At 52.8% G+C, this 19024-nt stretch carries 23 protein-coding genes; 19 read left to right on the forward strand and 4 right to left on the reverse strand.

Annotated elements, in window-relative coordinates; all coding sequences use genetic code 11:
- The first annotated feature begins 77 nt into the window (after positions 1 to 77).
- From hisH to ubiM, 7 genes are all read left to right on the forward strand, one after another.
- Positions 78 to 740 (forward strand): imidazole glycerol phosphate synthase subunit HisH, encoded by a 663-nt coding sequence (gene hisH / locus Abci_RS09650; RefSeq protein ID WP_048838951.1) that lies wholly within the window; start codon positions 78 to 80, stop codon positions 738 to 740.
- Positions 740 to 2077, forward strand: a complete 1338-nt coding sequence (gene hisA, locus Abci_RS09655; RefSeq protein WP_048838952.1) for a 1-(5-phosphoribosyl)-5-[(5-phosphoribosylamino)methylideneamino]imidazole-4-carboxamide isomerase — start codon at positions 740 to 742, stop codon at positions 2075 to 2077. The genes hisH and hisA overlap by 1 nt, the downstream gene beginning before the upstream one ends.
- The gene (gene hisF, locus Abci_RS09660) at positions 2077 to 2865 is read left to right on the forward strand and encodes an imidazole glycerol phosphate synthase subunit HisF (RefSeq protein WP_048838953.1); all 789 of its coding nucleotides are present in this window, start codon (positions 2077 to 2079) and stop codon (positions 2863 to 2865) included. The genes hisA and hisF overlap by 1 nt, the downstream gene beginning before the upstream one ends.
- A 122-nt stretch (positions 2866 to 2987) precedes the next feature.
- Positions 2988 to 3362, forward strand: coding sequence for a phosphoribosyl-ATP diphosphatase (locus Abci_RS09665; RefSeq protein WP_048839137.1), 375 nt, complete (start codon positions 2988 to 2990; stop codon positions 3360 to 3362).
- Entirely contained in the window at positions 3362 to 3736 is a 375-nt protein-coding gene (locus Abci_RS09670) for a histidine triad nucleotide-binding protein (protein WP_048838954.1), read from the forward strand. Before Abci_RS09665 ends, Abci_RS09670 begins: the two co-directional genes overlap by 1 nt.
- A 20-nt stretch (positions 3737 to 3756) precedes the next feature.
- The gene (locus tag Abci_RS09675) at positions 3757 to 4347 is read left to right on the forward strand and encodes a nitroreductase family protein (protein ID WP_048838955.1); all 591 of its coding nucleotides are present in this window, start codon (positions 3757 to 3759) and stop codon (positions 4345 to 4347) included.
- Positions 4348 to 4351: 4 nt separating this feature from the next.
- Entirely contained in the window at positions 4352 to 5554 is a 1203-nt protein-coding gene (gene ubiM, locus Abci_RS09680; protein ID WP_048838956.1) for a 5-demethoxyubiquinol-8 5-hydroxylase UbiM, read from the forward strand.
- Positions 5555 to 5603: 49 nt separating this feature from the next.
- On the opposite strand, the gene Abci_RS09685 is transcribed toward ubiM, so the two are convergent.
- Positions 5604 to 5975: a DUF4186 domain-containing protein gene (locus Abci_RS09685; RefSeq protein ID WP_048839138.1), complete on the reverse strand. Its 372-nt coding sequence runs from the start codon at positions 5973 to 5975 to the stop codon at positions 5604 to 5606.
- Between the two features lie 325 nt (positions 5976 to 6300).
- On the opposite strand from Abci_RS09685, the gene galE reads away from it, so the two are divergent.
- Both galE and Abci_RS09695 read left to right on the forward strand, forming a co-directional pair.
- A complete protein-coding gene (gene galE, locus Abci_RS09690; RefSeq protein WP_048838957.1) occupies positions 6301 to 7293 on the forward strand; it encodes a UDP-glucose 4-epimerase GalE in 993 nt (330 codons plus the stop codon).
- Positions 7294 to 7870: 577 nt separating this feature from the next.
- Complete coding sequence (locus Abci_RS09695) at positions 7871 to 9202, forward strand: tyrosine-type recombinase/integrase (protein ID WP_084597609.1); 1332 nt, start codon at positions 7871 to 7873, stop codon at positions 9200 to 9202.
- Between the two features lie 159 nt (positions 9203 to 9361).
- Here the strand turns inward: Abci_RS09695 and Abci_RS14370 are convergent, their stop codons facing one another.
- The 3 genes from Abci_RS14370 to Abci_RS09710 all read right to left on the reverse strand — a co-directional run bounded on the left by Abci_RS14370 (position 9362) and on the right by Abci_RS09710 (position 11292).
- Positions 9362 to 9790 (reverse strand): type II toxin-antitoxin system PemK/MazF family toxin, encoded by a 429-nt coding sequence (locus tag Abci_RS14370; RefSeq protein ID WP_084597610.1) that lies wholly within the window; start codon positions 9788 to 9790, stop codon positions 9362 to 9364.
- 196 nt (positions 9791 to 9986) lie between these two features.
- Positions 9987 to 10916, reverse strand: coding sequence for a hypothetical protein (locus Abci_RS09705; RefSeq protein ID WP_146806814.1), 930 nt, complete (start codon positions 10914 to 10916; stop codon positions 9987 to 9989).
- An 82-nt stretch (positions 10917 to 10998) separates the two neighbouring features.
- Positions 10999 to 11292 carry a helix-turn-helix domain-containing protein gene (locus Abci_RS09710; protein WP_219810309.1) on the reverse strand — a complete coding sequence of 98 codons (294 nt, stop codon included), beginning with the start codon at positions 11290 to 11292 and terminating at the stop codon, positions 10999 to 11001.
- 96 nt (positions 11293 to 11388) lie between these two features.
- Between Abci_RS09710 and Abci_RS09715 the strand changes: the two genes are divergently transcribed.
- The 10 genes from Abci_RS09715 (at position 11389) to Abci_RS09760 (ending at position 18801) form a co-directional block, all read left to right on the forward strand.
- Positions 11389 to 11616 (forward strand): hypothetical protein, encoded by a 228-nt coding sequence (locus Abci_RS09715; protein ID WP_048838959.1) that lies wholly within the window; start codon positions 11389 to 11391, stop codon positions 11614 to 11616.
- Complete coding sequence (locus Abci_RS09720; protein WP_048838960.1) at positions 11613 to 11852, forward strand: hypothetical protein; 240 nt, start codon at positions 11613 to 11615, stop codon at positions 11850 to 11852. Before Abci_RS09715 ends, Abci_RS09720 begins: the two co-directional genes overlap by 4 nt.
- Positions 11849 to 12292 carry a hypothetical protein gene (locus tag Abci_RS09725; protein WP_048838961.1) on the forward strand — a complete coding sequence of 148 codons (444 nt, stop codon included), beginning with the start codon at positions 11849 to 11851 and terminating at the stop codon, positions 12290 to 12292. The genes Abci_RS09720 and Abci_RS09725 overlap by 4 nt, the downstream gene beginning before the upstream one ends.
- Positions 12289 to 12717, forward strand: coding sequence for a hypothetical protein (locus Abci_RS09730; protein ID WP_244877638.1), 429 nt, complete (start codon positions 12289 to 12291; stop codon positions 12715 to 12717). The genes Abci_RS09725 and Abci_RS09730 overlap by 4 nt, the downstream gene beginning before the upstream one ends.
- A gap of 167 nt (positions 12718 to 12884) precedes the next feature.
- Entirely contained in the window at positions 12885 to 14027 is a 1143-nt protein-coding gene (locus Abci_RS09735; protein ID WP_146806812.1) for a hypothetical protein, read from the forward strand.
- Between the two features lie 131 nt (positions 14028 to 14158).
- Positions 14159 to 14464, forward strand: a complete 306-nt coding sequence (locus Abci_RS09740; RefSeq protein WP_052944816.1) for a hypothetical protein — start codon at positions 14159 to 14161, stop codon at positions 14462 to 14464.
- Positions 14461 to 15069 carry a hypothetical protein gene (locus Abci_RS09745; protein WP_048838963.1) on the forward strand — a complete coding sequence of 203 codons (609 nt, stop codon included), beginning with the start codon at positions 14461 to 14463 and terminating at the stop codon, positions 15067 to 15069. The genes Abci_RS09740 and Abci_RS09745 overlap by 4 nt, the downstream gene beginning before the upstream one ends.
- Positions 15056 to 16123, forward strand: coding sequence for a DUF7146 domain-containing protein (locus tag Abci_RS09750; RefSeq protein WP_048838964.1), 1068 nt, complete (start codon positions 15056 to 15058; stop codon positions 16121 to 16123). The genes Abci_RS09745 and Abci_RS09750 overlap by 14 nt, the downstream gene beginning before the upstream one ends.
- Entirely contained in the window at positions 16092 to 18008 is a 1917-nt protein-coding gene (locus Abci_RS09755) for a DUF927 domain-containing protein (RefSeq protein ID WP_048838965.1), read from the forward strand. The genes Abci_RS09750 and Abci_RS09755 overlap by 32 nt, the downstream gene beginning before the upstream one ends.
- Before the next feature lie 223 nt (positions 18009 to 18231).
- Complete coding sequence (locus Abci_RS09760; protein WP_048838966.1) at positions 18232 to 18801, forward strand: recombinase family protein; 570 nt, start codon at positions 18232 to 18234, stop codon at positions 18799 to 18801.
- The last annotated feature ends 223 nt before the right edge of the window (positions 18802 to 19024 follow it).

Consider the following 19024-nt stretch of genomic DNA (forward strand, 5'->3'; position numbering starts at 1 on the left):
GCTAACCTGTCTGGCAAATACTGGCTGCCTGAGGGTCTCCCCTATTTTCCCTTCAGGACCAAGAAGTGCGAGGTCCCATGACCCAGTCTCTCTCCATTGCTGTCCTTGATTATGAAGGAGGCAATCTGGCCTCCGCAGCGCGCGCTGCGGCGCGTGCGGCCGAACTTTCTGGGGTTTCTGCCTCTGTCTGCATTACCAATGCGCCAGAAACAGTTCTGAAGGCAGACCGTATTATCCTGCCCGGGCAAGGGGCCTTTGCAGACTGCGCCCAGGGGCTTGCCGCTCAGCCGGGGCTGAGAGAGGCACTTCTGACTGCCACCCGCAAAGGCACCCCGTTTCTGGGCATTTGCGTTGGCATGCAACTCATGGCTGAGCGTGGGCTGGAACATGGTGAAACGGCGGGCTTGGGCTGGATCAAGGGGGAGATTGCCCCCATGGCGGCCCCCGGCCTGCGCTTGCCCCAAATGGGGTGGAATGAACTCAACCTGACACGGCCCCACCCCCTGACAGACGGGCTGGGCACTGCGCCGCACGGGTATTTTGTTCATTCCTACGCACTGCAACATGGTCAGCCGGAAACTTTGCTCGCCACTACAGACTATGGCGGCGCTGTACCAGCTATTGTGTGTAACGGGAATGTCGCGGGTACACAGTTCCACGTGGAAAAAAGCCAGACTGTTGGCTTGCGTATCATGGCAAACTTTCTCGCCTGGCAGCCGCAGGAACGGTGGATCGGCTGATGTCCAGAAAAAAACCAGTCCACCGTGTGCTTGAGCTTGAGGAAGATGACCTTCAGGCACTCTGCGAGGCCGTTGATGCCGCCATTCTAGACGGTGGCGGCTTTGGCTGGATTCAGCCACAAGGCCGTCAGGTTCTGGAACGATACTTCAAGGGATTACTCCTGGTCCCTGAACGGATGCTGTTTGCGGTCCGTCTGGATGGCGTCATCGTTGGGTGCGCCCAACTGGTCCGGGCTCCGCGCAATAATGAAGCACAAGCCATGTGCGTCAGCCTCATGCACCTGTTTGTAGCCCCCTATGCCCGCAAGCATGGGTTGGGGGCACAACTGCTGCACGAAGTGGAAAATGCGGCCCGCAGCATGGGCTACCGCGTCCTGAATGTGGATATTCCTGACACACAGACAGGTGCCATAGCGCTGTTCCGCAAAGCGGGCTTTCAGCAATGGGGCACTCACCCGCATTATGCCCGCATTGGCGACCAGACCGTATCTGGCCTGTTTTTTACCAAGCTGCTTGACGGCACGCGTCTTCCCTCCCCCACTCCTGTTGTGGACGAAACCCGTATGACCCAGACCAATCAGTCCTCCACACCTTCACCAGCACGGGCACTGACACTCTACCCCGCCATTGACCTGAAGGATGGTGCCTGCGTGCGCCTGCGGCGTGGAGAGATGGATGATGCAACCGTCTATTCCGATGATCCGGCAGCTCAGGCCCGCGCTTGGTGTGATGCCGGGTTCAAGTGGCTGCACGCTGTTGACCTGAACGGCGCGTTTGAAGGGCAGTCAGCCAATGCACCCGCCGTACGGGCCATTCTGGACGCAACAACCGTTCCCATGCAGCTTGGCGGCGGTTTGCGGGATATGAGCGCCATTGCCGGCTGGCTGGAAGCCGGTGTGACCCGCGTTATTCTTGGGTCTGTTGCTGTTAAAAACCCGGCACTGGTGCGGGAAGCCTGCCGCCTGTTCCCCGGCCGCATTGTTGCGGGCATTGATGCCCGCTCTGGCCGTGTTGCCACAGAAGGATGGGCCGAAGTCTCTGACATGCAGGCTACGGAACTTGCCCTCCGGATGCAGGAAGCGGGTGTAGCCGCCATCATTTTTACGGAAATCAGCCGGGACGGCATGCTGGAAGGGCTGGACCTTGAGCAGACTGTTGCCTTAGCCAACACTGTGACCATTCCCGTTATTGCCAGCGGTGGCGTGGGCACAATTGAGCATCTGGCCGCCCTGCGCAAAGCTGCAAACCACGCTCCCGGTATTGAAGGTGTTATTGTGGGCCGGGCGTTGTATGATGGCCGCGTGTCTCCGGCAGAAGCCCTCAAGGTGCTTGGTTAATGCTCAAACTCCGCGTTATTCCCTGTCTGGACGTCAAGAACGGGCGTGTGGTCAAAGGCGTCAATTTTGTCTCTCTGCGCGATGCTGGTGACCCGGTGGAGCAAGCAGCACTCTATGATGCAGCGGGCGCTGACGAGCTGACATTTCTGGACATTACTGCCAGCCATGAAAACCGTGATACCATTCTGGACGTAGTGGGCCGCACCGCAGAGCGTATCTTTCTACCGCTTACGGTTGGCGGTGGCGTCCGCACACCTGAGGATATGCGCCGCCTGCTTCTGGCCGGAGCAGACAAGTGCGCCATGAACTCGGCAGCCGTCTCACGCCCGGACCTGATTAACGAAGCTGCCCGTAAATTTGGCAGCCAATGCGTGGTTGTGGCTGTGGATGCCCGGCAGTCGGCCCCCGGCAAATGGGAAGTCTATACCCATGGTGGCCGCACCCCCACAGGGCGCGATGCCATTGACTGGTGCCGCGAAGTGGCCGAGCGTGGGGCTGGAGAAATTCTACTGACCTCCATGGACCGGGATGGCACGCGTTCCGGGTTTGACCTCAACCTGCTCAAGGCTGCCACGCAGGCCGTTCGGCTCCCCATCGTGGCATCGGGTGGTGTGGGAGAACTGCACCATTTTGTTGAAGGTGCTCAGGCAGGTGCCACAGGTCTGCTGGCCGCCAGTGTGTTCCATTTTGGCCAATTCAAAATTTCGCAGGTTAAATCAGCTTTGGCTGAGGCTGGCTTGCCTATTCGCCCCTCTCCTATCCCTTTTCAGGTATCTCCACGCTCATGACCAAGAAAGTCGCCACAAAGCCCATGGAAAAAGCAGCACCAAAACAATCCGGAAAAAATGGCACCAAAGGGCAGAGCAAAAAAGCGGCCGCTCCTAAAAAAGCCCTTACAGAAAAAGAAATAATGCTACCACAAACCTCTCTGGACAGCCCCGCCAATAGCGCCGTGCTGAACCGTTTGTTTGATGTTGTCAAAAGCCGCAAGGGTACAGATCCCAGCGTCAGCCACTCCGCACGCCTGCTTTCCCGCGGCACCTATAAAATTGCCCAGAAGTTTGGGGAAGAAGCCGTTGAATGCCTGATTGAAGCCGTTGCCGGGCGCAAAGACCTTCTTATTGGCGAAAGTGCTGACGTCCTCTACCATCTTATTGTTTTATGGGTGGATGCTGGCATACAGCCATCTGACGTTTGGGCAGAGCTGGAACGACGTGAAGGAACAAGCGGCATTGCTGAAAAAGCCTCTCGTCCCAAGCAGACTTTGACAAAAAAGGATAAATAATGGCTGTGCATGGAACTGGTTCTTACGACCCGGACAACATTTTTGCAAAGATCCTGCGTGGAGATATTCCGTGCAAAAAAGTCTTTGAGAACGAATGGGTTCTGGCTTTTCACGACATTGCACCCAAAGCCCCTGTGCATGTTCTGATTATCCCTAAAAAAGCCTATGTGTCCTTCATAGACTTTAGCAAAAATGCTTCTGTTGAAGAAATTGCAGGGGTCATGCAGTCTGCCGGACGTATTGCCGCAGACCTGCACCTGGAACAGGCAGGCTACCGCCTTATTACCAATGCTGGCCAGAATGCAGGGCAGGAAGTGCCGCATTTTCACTTGCACCTGATGGGCGGTAAGGCTCTTCCTGCTTTCCCAGCCTGATCTTAACGGAGTTTTCCCTTATGACACCTATGGATATGCTGTTAAGCCGTGCTTCTGTTGATACTCTCATAGAACCAGCACCCTCCGCAGACCAATTATCTGAGGTGCTTGCGGCAGCTATGCGCGCACCGGATCATGGAAAGCTCCGCCCATGGCGCTATATTCTTATTGAAGGCGATGCCCGCCCACTGGCAGCAGAGCGTGTTATTGCCAGCATGTTGCGGCTGGATGCGAATGCACCCGAATTTAAACTGAACAAACGCCGCCAGCGTTTTTCCACCATGCCACTAGTCATTGCACTGGGCATGCACTTACGCCCAGACCATAAAATTCCGCTTTGGGAACAGGAAATGGCCGTGGCTGCTGCAACTATGAATGTTCTCAATGCCCTGCATGCAAAAGGCTTTGGTGGCATCTGGGTTTCTGGCGACATTACGGAAGATCCTGTCCTTGCGGCAGAACTGGGCCTGCCTGCACCGCATAAACTGGCCGGGTTCCTATTTGTTGGCACTCCAGCACAGCAGTGTGAGCCGCCACGCCGCCCAGACCCCGCGCAATTTACGGCATCCTGGACGGGTAGCCCGGTCTCTTTCTCAGCAGATAAAGAATAAGCGCATGAGCACCGCATCCCATACTGACGTTGCCATTATTGGCGGGGGGCCTGTTGGGCTCGCCACGGCACTGTCCCTTGCAAAAACAGGCCTCACTGTCGCTGTTTTGGAACGCGCACCAACGCCTGTATGGGAAGAGCCATCTTTTGATGGACGGGAAATTGCTCTGACCCACCATTCTGTCAATATTCTGAAAACTGATGGTGCATGGGACCATATTCCAGAAACCGCTATATGCCCTTTGCGTGAAGCACGGGTTGAAACTGGTAAGTTTCCGCACCCTCTGAGGTTTGATACCAATGGTCGTGGCGTAGACGCGCTGGGCTGGCTTGTTTCAAATAACCAGATCCGCCGTGCCCTCTATGCTGCCGCAGCAGCGCATCAGAACATCACACTGCACTCTGGGGTCTCTGTTGAGACAGTGCGCCAGAACCCGGACCATGCCGTTATTCATCACACCAGGGGCCAACTGGCAGCACAGCTTGTGGTTGGAGCGGATGGCCGTTTTTCTCCTACACGCCAACGGGCGGGCATTGGGGCTATTATACATGACTTCAAACGCACCATGATGGTGTGCCGTATGGCCCATGAGTCTCCGCATCATAACGTTGCAACGCAGTGGTTTGATGAAGGACAGACAATTGCCTTGCTGCCAGTTAACGGCATGGCATCCTCTCTCGTGCTAACCCTGCCACCGGAAGAGATCCAGCGGCTGCTTTCCCTGCCGCAGGATGACTTCAATAAAGACATCATGCTTCGGGTCGGTAACCGTCTGGGCACCATGCGCCTAGTCAGCACGCGTCATGCTTACCCTTTGAAAGGTGTTTACGCGCACCGTTTCGCAAGTCGTCGCCTGGCGTTGGTGGGGGATGCCGCAGTGGGGATGCACCCTATCACTGCACATGGGTTCAATCTGGGCCTGAAGGGGCAGGAAACACTTGCTGAAGATGTCGCAAGAAGCGTGTCTAAATGTGGGGATGCAGGCCTTGCATCTGGCCTACGCCGTTTTGAGCAGAGGCATCGTCTGGCTACAGCGCCCTTGTTTGCCGGGACGAATGGTATTGCCTCTCTCTATACGCATGACGGTGCGCCCTTCCGCCACTTGAGGGAAACCGGCATCAGACTGGCAGATGCCTTCACGCCGTTTAAATCCGTTGTGACATCCCTGCTGATGGACAGGCACGCAGCATCTCACCAACAGTCTTAAACTATAGCTTTTACGTTTATCGTCACACCATTCTGCGGCGTTCTGGCCGTTATAGTCGCTTTTCTTCCCGATGAAGCCACTCCGCTATAACCGCCAGAACGTAAGTCTGCTGCTGCGCAGACAATGCCTGGCCTTTGCCAAAACCGTGCCATTTCTCCAGACAGGACCGGCAGCATGTACCCGTTGCATGCTGCGCAACAAAAACAGGGTGTCCTTTCCAGGGAGTTTGCCGTCCATCTTTAACGGGATGTGCGGGTGCCAGACGATGCGCAATAAAGTCAGCACCATGCTCCAAAATAGTGGAGAAACCCTTACTGGCTAAATATGCACGGTCCGCCTGCCCCAAGTGAAATTTCTGTCTGAACTGAGAACCGGCCAGACGCTCCCATAAATCTGACTTAACCCGAGGCAACTGGGGTATATATCTCTCAAGGAAAAAATCGCCCTGTACTGAAGGCTCTGCACTTCCTGCTTTCCTGACGTCAGACACTTTTCCCCCTTCATTCCTGCGGCAGACTGGCCCTACAGGCACTTCACCCTACCGGCACTAAGTAAGAACTTACATCCGGACACATCAACAGACAGAGCACTATGCTTTCCAGCATAGCCTGAACACACCCGTCTTTAGGGAGGCGCCCCATAATACTTTGCCCATACTCTATGAGAAACAAGACGGCACGCTATCCTTCCACGAAAAAATCTATAAATACTCTCGCAACAAAGCGTGTTTTCAGGAGAGTTTGATCATGCGTTGTCTGGTAACTGGTGGTGCTGGCTTTGTCGGCAGCCATGTCGCACTCAGCCTTCTGGATGCTGGCCACGAAGTTGTTATCCTGGATGATCTCAGCACTGGGCATCTGGCCGCTATTCCTGCCGGTGCCCATTTTGAAAAAGTAGATCTGGCCGACCTTCAGGCAACCGAGAACATCGTAAAGCAAGGCCCCTGGGATGCCGTGCTGCATTTTGCTGCATTATCTTTGGTCGGTGCATCTATGGTGGAGCCTTATCATTATCTCCGCCGTAACACTGTGACATCCTTGAACCTGATTGAGGCATGTGCCCGCCACAAGGTTAAGCGCTTTGTCTTTTCGTCCACTGCTGCTTTATTCGGTGGGGAAGATCGCACACCACCTATCGCGGATGATGCCACTATCGATCCCGGCTCCCCCTACGGCGAAAGCAAATTTTTTATTGAGCGCGCCCTCCTCTGGGCTGACCGTATTCATGGCATGCACTCCGCGTGCCTACGCTATTTTAACGCTGCCGGGGCAGACCCAAAAGGCCGACTTGGGGAAGACCATAGACCCGAAACCCACCTGATCCCTTTAACGATTGACGCCATGCTGGGCCGTAGGCCAGCCCTGAAACTTTTTGGCCATGATTACCCTACACCCGATGGCACATGCGTGCGCGACTATATTCATGTCACTGACCTTGCGGATGCCCACATCCGTGCCATTGACCAGCTGAATGACCGTTCCGTGACTTACAACTTGGGCAATGACAAAGGCTTCAGTAACCTAGACGTTATCAAAAGCGTGGAGCGGGTTTCTGGAAAGTCCGTGCCGTGGGAATGGGCACCACGTCGTCATGGAGACCCTGCGGTTCTGGTAGCAGACTCCTCACGCATCCGGGCTGAAACAGGATGGAACTCAAAATTCTCTGCTCTGGACGCTATTGTCGAGACAGCCTTCCTTTGGCGTGCCAAGCATCCCAATGGTTACGAAACCAGTCTGTAAAAGACTCTTTGCAGCAACGCGTTTAGTTTCTCGTTTTTGGGGAACGGCGTTACATCACCACGCCATAACGGCTCAATGAGAAGGTATTGGGGGTTCTTTCACTACGAAAAGTACCCTTAAACCAAGCAATACATACGTCTCTAGTTTGTTCGTATGTTGTAGAATTTTGAGATTTTTTGAACCACGGCAATCTTTGAAAAGATTGGTGGGCGCACAAGGGCTCGAACCTTGGACCCGCTGATTAAGAGACAGTGGCGCTGAGATACCGTTAAGACGCAACAAGATGCAAGGAGCCGCAAAACCCCTTGTTTTTACACACTGTGTCACAGGTGCATGACGCAAGGTGACGCAACAAGACGCACGGGTTACCATTTCAAATGACTCCGGAGTGACTCCGGAAAAACCCATCAGGGGTTGAAAGGGCTAAAATGCGGGGCGGCGTTACACAAAAGAGGTGTACAAGGTGTAACAGGTGTAACACTTATATATAATATATTGATTTCCCTGCCTTTCTCCCTGCCCAGAGTGTTACACCTCACAGATTCGTGAGGTGTAACAGGTGTAACAAAGGTGCTGCATGAAGTTTACAAAGCCGGGAATAGACGCCCTCACCTGCCCGCCGGGAAAGCGGGATGCCATGTTTACAGATAGCGAGGTGAAGGGCTTTGCCATTCGGGTAAACGCTACAGGCAGCAAAACCTTCCTGTTTAACTACCGTTTTGCTGGTAAGCCTCGGCGGCTGGTGCTGGGGCAATACGGAGAACTGACGCTTGCTCATGCCCGCAAGCTAGCTGAGGCCGCACGGGGCAAGGTTTTGGCTGGGGGTGACCCAGCCGGAGAGAAAAAGGCCATAGCAGTCGCCCACCAGCAGCAGGCCATAGAGAACGCAAAGCAGGCCGCTGCCAATGCTTTGACCTTTGCCGCACTTACGGAGCGTTGGGCCAGCAATGCCCTCCGAGATAGTAGCGAGAGCCACAGCACAGAAGCGCCACGCCGCCTACGTTATAATTTTGCCGATATGCTAGACCGTCCAGCCCATGCCCTGACTGTGGCAGACATACAAAACCGGCTGGATGATGTGGCAGAAAACCACCCTACCACTGCCCGCCGCCTGCAATCCTATGGCCGCGCCATGTATGCTTGGGCTGTTAAACGCCAGTTGCTGGAACACAACCCCTTTGCCCATGTGGTGATAGAAGGTCGGGAAGTATCGCGTAGCCGCGTTTTGACAGATGCAGAACTAGGTGCTGCATGGCGGGCGGCCTGCCAGATGCCCTACGCCTTTGGCCCGTTCTTTAAGCTGCTTATTCTAACCCTCCAGCGCCGGAGTGAGGTTGCTGGCATGAGGTGGAATGAAATAACGCCAGACCTGACCACATGGACCATTCCGGCCAGCCGCACCAAGAATGGCAAAGAACACATTGTGCACCTGTCTGACCCTGCACGACAGGTTCTTGCCTCTATGCACAGGCAGACAGATGCCAAAACCGGGGCGACCTCGCCTCTGGTCTTCACCAATACGGGCAGGACGCCAATATCTGGCTTTTCTGATGCCAAGGAACGGCTTGAAGCCCTCATGGCACAGGAGCAGGCTTCTCATAGCTCCGGAGGGCAAAAAAAAGCGGGAAAAAAGCCCTCGGCCCTGCCAGTAAACGGGTGGCGGTTGCATGACCTGCGGCGCACGGGGGTCACCACAATGGCCCGCTTAGGCATTGGCCCCCATGTGGCAGATAGAGTGCTGAACCATATAGAGGGCACCATAAGCGGCGTGGCCGCCGTGTATCAGCGCCATGAGTTTTTAACGGAGCGAGCCGCTGCGCTGGATGCGTGGGCAACGCATGTGCTGAATGTGGTTCCCGATGTGGGAATCGAACCCACGGCAGGAAATGTGGTGCTTCTGCGAAGGTAAAGAAAAAGGGCACCCCTCCGCGAAGAAAGGGTGCCCTTTTATATCTACACCGTGCATAAGCTTGTCATGGCTTCGCTGCACGGCGGCCTCCGAAGAGGTCTTGAAATGCTGATCTGCCAGTTACGGCTAGAGAGCAGCGCACAGGGTTATATCTTGGTGTCAGACGTGTTTTGTCAATGAGAAAAGCCCTAATCCTGAGAGGATACACCGCCTTACGGTCGCAAGCTGTTCTGCGGAAAGGGTTTTCGTATAATAAATTCTTTTCCCATTCTGAGGGTTCCGACCGCCCCTAATCAGATCAAGGCGATGGAAGCCAACCGTCATAATCAGGTCAGCTTTCACCCAAACCTCCTGCTGGCTCCATGGGTCGGGTGGTGGAGGGTCTAGATTCAGAAGGCAATGATATGGTCGCTTTGGGTCGGGTGGTGTCGTGCTTAGAGCCACAACAGTACATAGCCCGGGCCGCCATGATATTTGCGGGCTTACCACTACCACTGGCCGCTTTTTAACCATTTCTGGCTCTTTAAAGCCTTCCCTAAAATCGCATAGCAATATCTGTCCAAGGCTTGGGCATTTCTCGATTGGCATACCCTAATTATTTCCTTAAATTTTCGTGGCACAACATAACGGAAAACATGGCAGCGTTTTCCGCTACGTCAACTGAATGGCGTTCGGTTTGGATACGCAACGAGTTTGCAGGCGTAATTTTAAAGTAAACTCGATTCCGTATTTTACGCGACTCTTCTATCCCAAACAAAAATTAACACCTTATTTCAAAAATATATCATTCCCTAGGAATAGGGCCAAAAACAATATTTCTTCCTTCCCCTCTTCTTTTTGATTTTATTTTTAAACATACTTCCAAATATTTAATGTAATTCAGTATGAATAAAATAGAAACAATATGTTTTTTTGCTGAATTAAATTCGTAATTTCCTATCAATTTTCCAGAATGTGCAATGCTATCTCTTTGCCCCCATATTCTGGCCAAATTATTGATATGATATTGATCCAATTTTTTCGTTTTTGTTTTTGTACATATATCATCCATAAGAAATTTTAGCAGTTGTTTATCTTGGATGTTAGGAGGTCTTTGTATTTTAGCAGATTGCATAAAAAGTTTAATTCTAAGCTCAATAGAACAAACCGCAGGAATAATCATTTTTTTGTATTGCTTTTTATGGAAGTTTTCTAATGCTTCCATAAATTGGCTTTCAAAGGGATTTAAATCCTCTTCGTCATAGTAAACAAGATAAAATTGGCATAAATTATGAAGAACTCCTTGAGAGATTTTTTCTTGAAGAGAGAACCCTATAATTCTTAATTGTGTTGTCTGAGAAAAATCCAAATTCCAATTGTTTTTTGATAATATTGCAGGAAAACAACTCCCAGTAGGTGTTGTAATAATCTGTATAATTTTTGATGTTTCTTTTATTCCGTACTTTTTCAAGTCTATGAGATTGATTTCTGCATTTGACACGTCTTCGCTAAAACATACAACTGAAAAGCCAAATCCGACAAAAATATTATTGAACAAAAAAATATTATTTGTATCCATACTTTGTAACAAATAATTTCTCACATCAATATTACTATAACAGTAAAAACATATGTTTGCGTTCATGTTTTCTGTTGTTATGGCTGTATCTAAAGAATAAAGATGCTTATTACAAACAGGACAAAAAATACCTGTATGTGGTAAAAAGTACTGCATTTATTACCCCAATAAAAATTTATATTTTAATTTTTTGAAATTTGTAGAAAATACAGTAATTAACACAACAAAGGATAAGACTTTATGTTGTGCTACGTTTTCGCAACCTTACCCCAGCTCCGCCCCCGTTTTCAGGAATGAACTCTACCCCAGCGCCCTCTAGAGCAGAACGGATTGCTGCCAGATTGTTTGGGTAAGGATTACGCACACCACGCTCAAAATCTTTGACCGTATGCCTGGATACATTGGCCGCGTTAGATAGAGACTCTTGGCTCCATTCAATCAGGGCACGCGCAGCACGGCATTGAGCTGGGGTTAAAGCCAAATCTGACAAACTATAGCCTTTTTGGTTGATCTTGTGATTAAGTTCAACCATATTGGCTTAGCTTGCCCTACAAGGCAACCGACCGAATGAAAAGCTTGCACCCTTTCCATCCGGCCTAACCGCAACCGCTCGCACTAGGAGACGGCAATGGCTGAACACGCCTATACCATGCCCGGCATACGCTGGGCAGTGCTTACACATGCTCGCCTGAATGGTGACCTTTTGCCTGCCATTGCTGCGGCTGGCTTGCTCCTGCTGGCTGTGGCGGGCTTCCTGCACCCTGAACACCTGCACAGCCCCTCCGAAAGGCTGGTAGAGCACGCTCGCCACCACAACTCCCCTCATACCATGCTGCTGTTGGAGGCTGTGCGATGAACGCCCACACACACCCAGAAGCGGCTTATTTACTGGCATGGAATGCAACATATATCCGTCGGGCGACTGCCGTAGCTGATGCCCTTGCCCACTTTGTTGCGGATGGCGGCGGCACAACCCAAAGCGAAAATTCTGACATCGTGGCAGGAGGAATTACTTTCCTGTCGTCATACCTGGGGATGATTGCCACCGAAGCAGAGAGCAGTGCCGAAGCATTCAAAGGGAAGGCACAATGAACCAGACCTCCTCACACAGCCCCGGTCTATCCCGCCGTGGTAACCTTGCCTCTGTGCTGGCCGCTGCGGCCGCCGCCATGCCCGTTATCGCCTCCGCCTCGCCTCATGCTCAGGATGCCGCCTTACTGGCAGTCTCTGATGCATTCTGGCAGATCCATAATGAAATATGGTCTGCTGATTATCTGACAGAACACGAATACGGCTCCCCCGAACAAAAGACAGTAGAGGCCAAGCTAGAGCAGCTTTGCCAGCAGGAAGGTCTGCTTGTGAGGCAGCTTGCCCAAACCCCTGCCCGCACTCCGGCAGGCCTGAAAGCCAAGGCCACTATCCTGCAAAGCCTGCTGCCAGACATAATGCGGGATTGCTATTTGTCCGACGAGTCTGCCGAATTCCTATTGCTTATGAGCTTGCTGGCAGATGTGGCGGGGGGTGCAGCATGAGCAAGCTCCCAATCTCACGCCGTGGCGTTCTTGCCTCGCCTCTGTTCGCTACGGCTGCTGCCGTGCCTGCTATCGCCGCCCCCAGCCCAGCCGAGGAGCCTGATGCCGCGTTGTTAGAGGCACTGGCACGTTATTGGCAGGCTGAAAGAGCCGTTCTGGCTATGGAAGCCGGTGTCGAGCCGCCTGCAACCTCTCCAGCATATCCGGCATGGGAGGCCAAGTTTGATGCTTTAATCTCCCAACGCTCCAAGGCCATAGCCCAGATGGCAGACCTTCGCGCCATGACAGCTGAGGGCCAGCAGGGCAAAGCCACTGTGCTTGAACGTCACTTACCCCTGTGCTTGCGCTGGTATGATTGTGGCGACGACCCAGAGATAAAACTGGCCTTGTCTCTGGCGCGGGATGTGGGGAGGAATGCAGCATGATTGCTATGCATCAGCCCTCCGCTGTTTTCCCCTTGCCTATTCCGGTTTTGTTCTCAAATATGAAACCAAGCGCGGCTAGGTATGGCCACCGAAAGCCTGACCCCCATGACAGGCCCGCCGCGCTCCCTTTTATAGTTCATGAGGATAACCGACGTGGGGCGGTTTTTGTGTCTTTTTCTCTTTCGCCATTTGTGGCTGACAGACTAAAAAACGGTATCCAGCTTTCTGCTGCTGTCGATGTTTTTGGGCGATTTAACCAAGAATTCTCCAAATGCGAGGATGCCTTGTCCGAAAAATTAAATATGTGCCAAGAAAATTCGGTACCCGATGCATGGATAGATGACCCTGAGACTTTTTGGCCAATGATCAAAAAAGCTTCAAACAATAATTTTGCTGGTTACTCTAAGGGAAACATTAAGATTTTCTGGGATTTTAGAGAGTTTTGCGGAGCATGGTACCAGATACGCGATGCAATTATATCAGATCTTTCTTTAGGCGATATTGAGGCTTGCGGACGTAAAAAATCCCCTGATTGTCCTTTTTCTATCATGGAGATTTCCCTATTTGGGAAGCGTTCAGAAATAAATTTTCGTGAAAACCATCTTAAGCTTGATAAGCTGACTTATTATGATGTGCGTATAGCAAGCCACTCTGGTCTTCCCTTGCGCTGCGCCATAGTTGCCTACGGAAACCCACGGCAGGTGGAAAACTATCTTGAGTTATCGTGCGTTCACATGCGTGGAAAAAATAAGGAAAAATACCAAGCACGCCTTGATGAAACAACCTTTGCGTTACGGCAGCAAATATTTGTCCTTCTTCATGAAGGCCTTCTTCGCGCAGTCACTGTGCAAGGTCAGCATCGGATAGAAGCCGGAGCGTGGAAAGACCCAGAAGTGAATATGGAGGCATCAGCCCTCCGAGATGCTGAAGGTAGATGGCGTGAATTTCGTGTGTTGTCTCCTTTAGCCATTCGTAAGCAACCAGACCTTCTGGGGTGGCGGCCTGAAATAGTCAGCCCTCAAACGCCAATGCTCTTAGGGTCGGCACTTGAGCCAGCGGGTAAGCTTGTTTTTCAGGCATCCGATGATTCCCTTATTCAGTTCGCAGTGAAAGAAGATAAAAGGCGAGCTGATGAAGGTGAAGATTTGCTTGATACGAAAGAGCGCTTGTCTTTCCTCAGAAAATACCGGGCAAAGCTGACTGAAAATTATCTGAAAACCAAACTCATGCCCCAGATAAGGAAACAGGCAGAGTTACAAAATGTCCCGCTACGCAGGCAAGGCCAAATAAAACAAGGGGTTAGCAAATAATAGGAGGTGAACTTCATTCCTCCTATTTGCCTCCTATTCCCCTCTCATTCTGGTCTTTGCTTCCATGCCCTCACAGCACTCAAGCCGCATACTCGTGCAGCAAAGTACTTGTGAAACAGGGAGATTTTACCATGCCTACAACGGCACATCATCAGACAGACAAATCAGGGACAGCGTGCAGTATCACCCGCTTTCCTGCACAGCATCATAAAGAGGTTCCAATGCCTCTGGTTCTTTCAGAAGCCAAGGCTGCCGCATTGGTTAACCTTGCCCCCCGCACCATGCAGGCAAAGCGATTAGACGGCACAGGACCTGCGTTCGTGCAGCTTACCAAGCGCCGTATTGGTTACAGTGTCGAGGCTCTCCGTGCATGGGTTGCCGCGCAGTCTTTCCAAAGCACAGCAGAAGCTTCTGTGAAAGCCAGAGGTGCAGCATGACAAACCGTGAAAGTTACGTCTACGGCCTTTCAATGCTAACGCCATACCAGATGCAAAAAGCCAGCGAGCATTATGAAATGACGCCGTGTGAATGGCTTTGGCAAGAATACAACTCTACTGGCCCCAACATGCTGAGTAGGTTCGTAACCCTATGCTACGGGCTGGGTGAATACATGAAAGAGAGTCTCTTTCAGGCAGAGATGGATGAAGCCTTGCGCCTTTATGGTCGCACAGACTTTAACCCTGTTCCGTCTCAGGCCGCCCTTGTCGGTATGGCACTCATGTGGGCAAGTCTTGAAAATGTATTAGATGCTGATGCCTCTTTCCGTGCCCTTACAGACATTGAAGATAGGCCGCTTAATGCGTCTGTAATGTTTATTTCTATGCGGGCAACATTAATTTTATTGCGTCGTGATATTCACAAAAATCCCAAGGCGTCTGAGTTCTGGTATTGGCTGTGCCGCGTGGGCTGGGATGAAATATTGACTCTTGCCGAGCAAAGAGACCATGCCGCTCTGGAAATGATAGCCGGTCGTGCTTTTTGTGAACCGGAGGGATGTATTGCCGTGCTTCCTCCCGATTGGTCCATCCATGCGGCGGCATAGCGCCTCAGAACTGGCCCGGCTTCTAGCTGACAGCATTACCCGCCTTGCGCCTGAACTTCTGCCACACGGTAAGAAAGACAGTTCAGAGTGGAGGGTTGGCAGTCTGGCCGGAGAGCCGGGACAGTCCCTTGCTGTGCGTCTATCCGGCGCACGGCGGGGCGTATGGGCTGACTTCTCAAGCGGTGAGCGTGGCGATGCTCTGGACCTTGTGGCTTCCTGCCTATTTGGGGGTGACCGCAAGCAGGCTATGGCTTGGGCAGCAAATTGGCTGGGACTGAGTGAGACCACCAGCACTATGCCCGTCCAGCGCCGCCCGGTTCAAGAAAAACCGTCAAACTCTGAGGAACTTGACCGAGAGGCGCAACAGCGGAGGGCAAAGGCCCGCCGCTTGTGGCATGACGCCCCTGCCGGGATAGCTGGCACACCAGTAGAGGCATATCTGCAAGGCCGGGGAATAGACCTACGGGCTTTAGGTCGTGCTCCGGGTGCCTTGCGTTTTGCCAATGCTGTCTGGTGTCAGGAAGTACATCGTCCCCTGCCCGCCATGTTGGCTGCTATCTGTTCGCCTAGCGGCAAGCTTGTCGCTGTGCATCGCACATGGCTGGCGCAATCGCCCTCCGGCGTGTGGGCCAAAGCTGACCTTAAAAACCCCAAGAAGGTGCTGGGTAGTTTTGCAGGCGGCTGCATTCGCCTATGGCGTGGGGCCTCTGGCTTGGCTCTTGGCATGGCTCCGCAAAATGAAATGGCTATTGTAGCGGAGGGGATAGAAACCGCCCTTTCCTGCGCTATAGCCTGCCCAGAGCACCGCGTATTGGCCGCCGTGAGCCTCAGCAATATGGCAAGCCTAAAACTGCCAGACACCATCACAGAGATTCTCGTTGCAGCAGATAACGACACCGGCAATCCCTCCGCACGGAAGGCGCTGGATGCTGCACTCTCACAATTCGCACAGCAGGGCCGCACTGTTCGGCTCGCCATGCCAGAAATACAGGGACGGGACTGGAATAATGTCCTGACACAACATGACGAACACAAAGGGCCAGAACGGCCTTAATGCCGTGAGAGACGGGCTTAACGCCGCCAAGGTTGTACCAATGCCCGGTGCAAAGACAAAACAGAAAACCGCAAACCAGCGTATAGACTCACCCTGTGGCCGGTTCTTCTGTGATGCACACGGGCTATTCCGCAAGGCAGCGGATAACTCCAAAACAGATATGAAGCTTTCTGGTCCCGTCTGGATACTTGCCGAGACACGCGGGGCAGATGGTAAAGGCTGGGGCATATTGCTGGCATGGACAGACCGAGACGGGCAACAACATGAACAAGCCTTTCCTCGTGCCATGTTTTGCGGAGATTGTGCCGAACTGCGGAGCCAGTTGGCAGACGGTGGCTTAACCTTACAGGCTGGCCCCGCCGCTAAAGCCGCGTTTGCAGATTGGCTTTCTTCCATTTCCAGTCAGGACAGGGCGCTTTCAGTCAACCGTATAGGCTGGCACACCCTAAACGGAGGGCTGGCCTATGTGCTGCCTGACGCCACCTACGGCAACCTGAAAGAGAGGGTTGTGCTGCAAACAACCGAACAGGAAGCCAGCCTGTTTGGTATTTCCGGCACCACAGAAGAATGGCAGCGTCATATCGGGCAATTCTGTAAAGGAAACTCTCGGCTTGTTCTGGCTGCCTCTACTGGCTTTGCTGCTCCACTTTTAGGGGCATTAGGGCTAGATGGCGGCGGTGTTTCGTTTGTGGGGGCTTCTCGTGCTGGTAAGTCTACCGCGTTGCTGCTTGCCTCTAGTGTATGTGGTGGCACTCCGGAAGCCGGGGCCAAAGGTTATGCCCGCTCTTGGCGCTCTACCTCTAACGGACTGGAAAGCGTGGCGCTGGCAAGCTGTGACAGTCTTTTGCCTATGGATGAAATTGGCCAGCTAGACCCAAAGGAAATTGGTGATGTGGCCTACATGCTCGCCAACGGCCAAGGCAAGGTGCGTGCCAGCAGGACAGGCAGTGCCCGTGCCACGACACGTTGGCGTGTCCTGTTTCTCTCTACTGGCGAAAAGACGCTTGATGACCTGAATAAGGAAGTCGGCAGGACAACAAAAGCAGGGCAGGAAGTTCGCTTTGTGGATGTCCCTGCCGATGCCGGGCAAGGCATGGGGCTTTTTGAAAATATCCACCACCATGACAGCCCCGGTGAGTTTGCCGATTATCTGGGTACTGTCTGCGGGCAGTATTACGGCGCACCCCTCCGAACCTTTTTAGCCAGTCTCTCCCAGCGTATGGAGGCTGAGGGCATCAAGCCATTTCGTGAGGCACTCCTAGAGCGGTTAGAAGTCATAGCCACAGGCTATCTCCAAAACTGGCCTAGTGCCTCCGGTCAAGTTCGTTCCGTTTCCCGGCGCTTTGCCATGATTGCACTTGCTGGGGAATTAGCCACCAGCTTTGGCCTGACAGGTTGGGACAACGACACCGCAGAAGTCTTGGTTGGTATGGCCTTTGGTGACTGGCTTCGTGCGCGTGGCACAGCAGGCCGGAGGGAAGATGAACAAGCCTTACAGCAGCTCAGAGACTTCATTGCTCGCAATGCCTCTGCCCGCTTTGAAGATTGGGTGGATAAAACAGCGGAGGAACTGCCTCAGAGTGGTGAGGAAGGCAAACCACCAGCAGAACGCTACCGCACACAAAACCGCGCTGGTTGGCGTTATTGGGTGAAGGCGCCAGATGGGCGGTATGTTTGGCGCTATCTCCTGACTTCTGCTGGCATGAATGAAGCTCTGAATGGCCTAAACATAAGGGATGCCAAGCGAGTGCTGGTAGAACGCGGCCTGCTCATTCCTGCCAAGGATGGAAAACTTTCGGAAAGCCTGCGCCCACCTGGCCAAGGTCTGGTGAGACTCTACCAAGTGCATCATGACATTCTGGCTGTTGCCACCGGTGACAGGTAGGCGGTGTGTGACCGGAGGGTTTATGTACCCTTTATCGCTCTCTCCATTTGCCATGCGCCTCATACATGGCTCGGAATGTACCAATAGGGCAAGGTCTATTGGTACAGATGATGTGGAACACTTTTACCCCCGCTTTCTGTTCCAATAGGGTTGTTTTTCGTAGTTTGGAACGATATAGGCCTAGGGTCTAGACCTTTTGGAACAGTTTTAGGAACGCTCTCACATGAAAATTGGATACGCACGGACTAGCACCACCGATCAGGTGGCTGGCCTTGAAGCACAAGCCCGTGACCTGTCAGCCAATGGGTGTGAACGTATCTTCCGTGAACAGGTGAGCGGTAGCAGCACGGACCGACCTCAGTTGAGTGCGGCGTTCGATCACATGCGGGCCGGTGATGTGCTGGTAGTGACCAAGCCAGACAGGCTGGCCCGTTCCACTGCGGACCTGCTGCGACTTGTAGAAGAGGTCAAGGCAAAGGGTTGCGGCCTGATCGTGCTATCCATGAATGGCATGACGCTGGATACCACAAGCCCCACCAGCAAGATGATGCTGACCATGCTCGCCGCTGTCGCTGAGTTTGAGCGTGATATTATGAAAGAGCGGCAACGAGAAGGCATCACCAAAGCCAAAGCAGAGGGGCGCTATAAAGGGCGCAAGCCTACAGCACGAGGTCAGGCCGAGCAGGTGCAAGCACTGGCGGCTCAGGGTGTGAATGCTACGGAGATAGCCAAGCGTCTGGGCATTGGCCGGACCTCTGTTTATCGCTGTCTGGCGGCTTCTGCTTCGTCCTGACTGGGCATTGTGCCGTGGGCGGGTGTGCGCGGGCAGCGCGCGGGTTTATTTCCCGCGATTTTAGCCGTTTTATCCCGAAACGAAATAATATTACTTTGATGCATGTCGTGAGCGCATGGCTTATCGGGGCAAAAACACCCTGTTTTTTGATCCTAAAAATGCGTCCAATACGTTAAAATTTAGTAGAATAAGCCAAAAATGACCAGAAAACAGCCAATCTTCT

The sequence above is a fragment of the Acetobacter cibinongensis genome (assembly GCF_000963925.1).
In the GTDB taxonomy this organism is placed as follows: Bacteria; Pseudomonadota; Alphaproteobacteria; order Acetobacterales; family Acetobacteraceae; genus Acetobacter; species Acetobacter cibinongensis.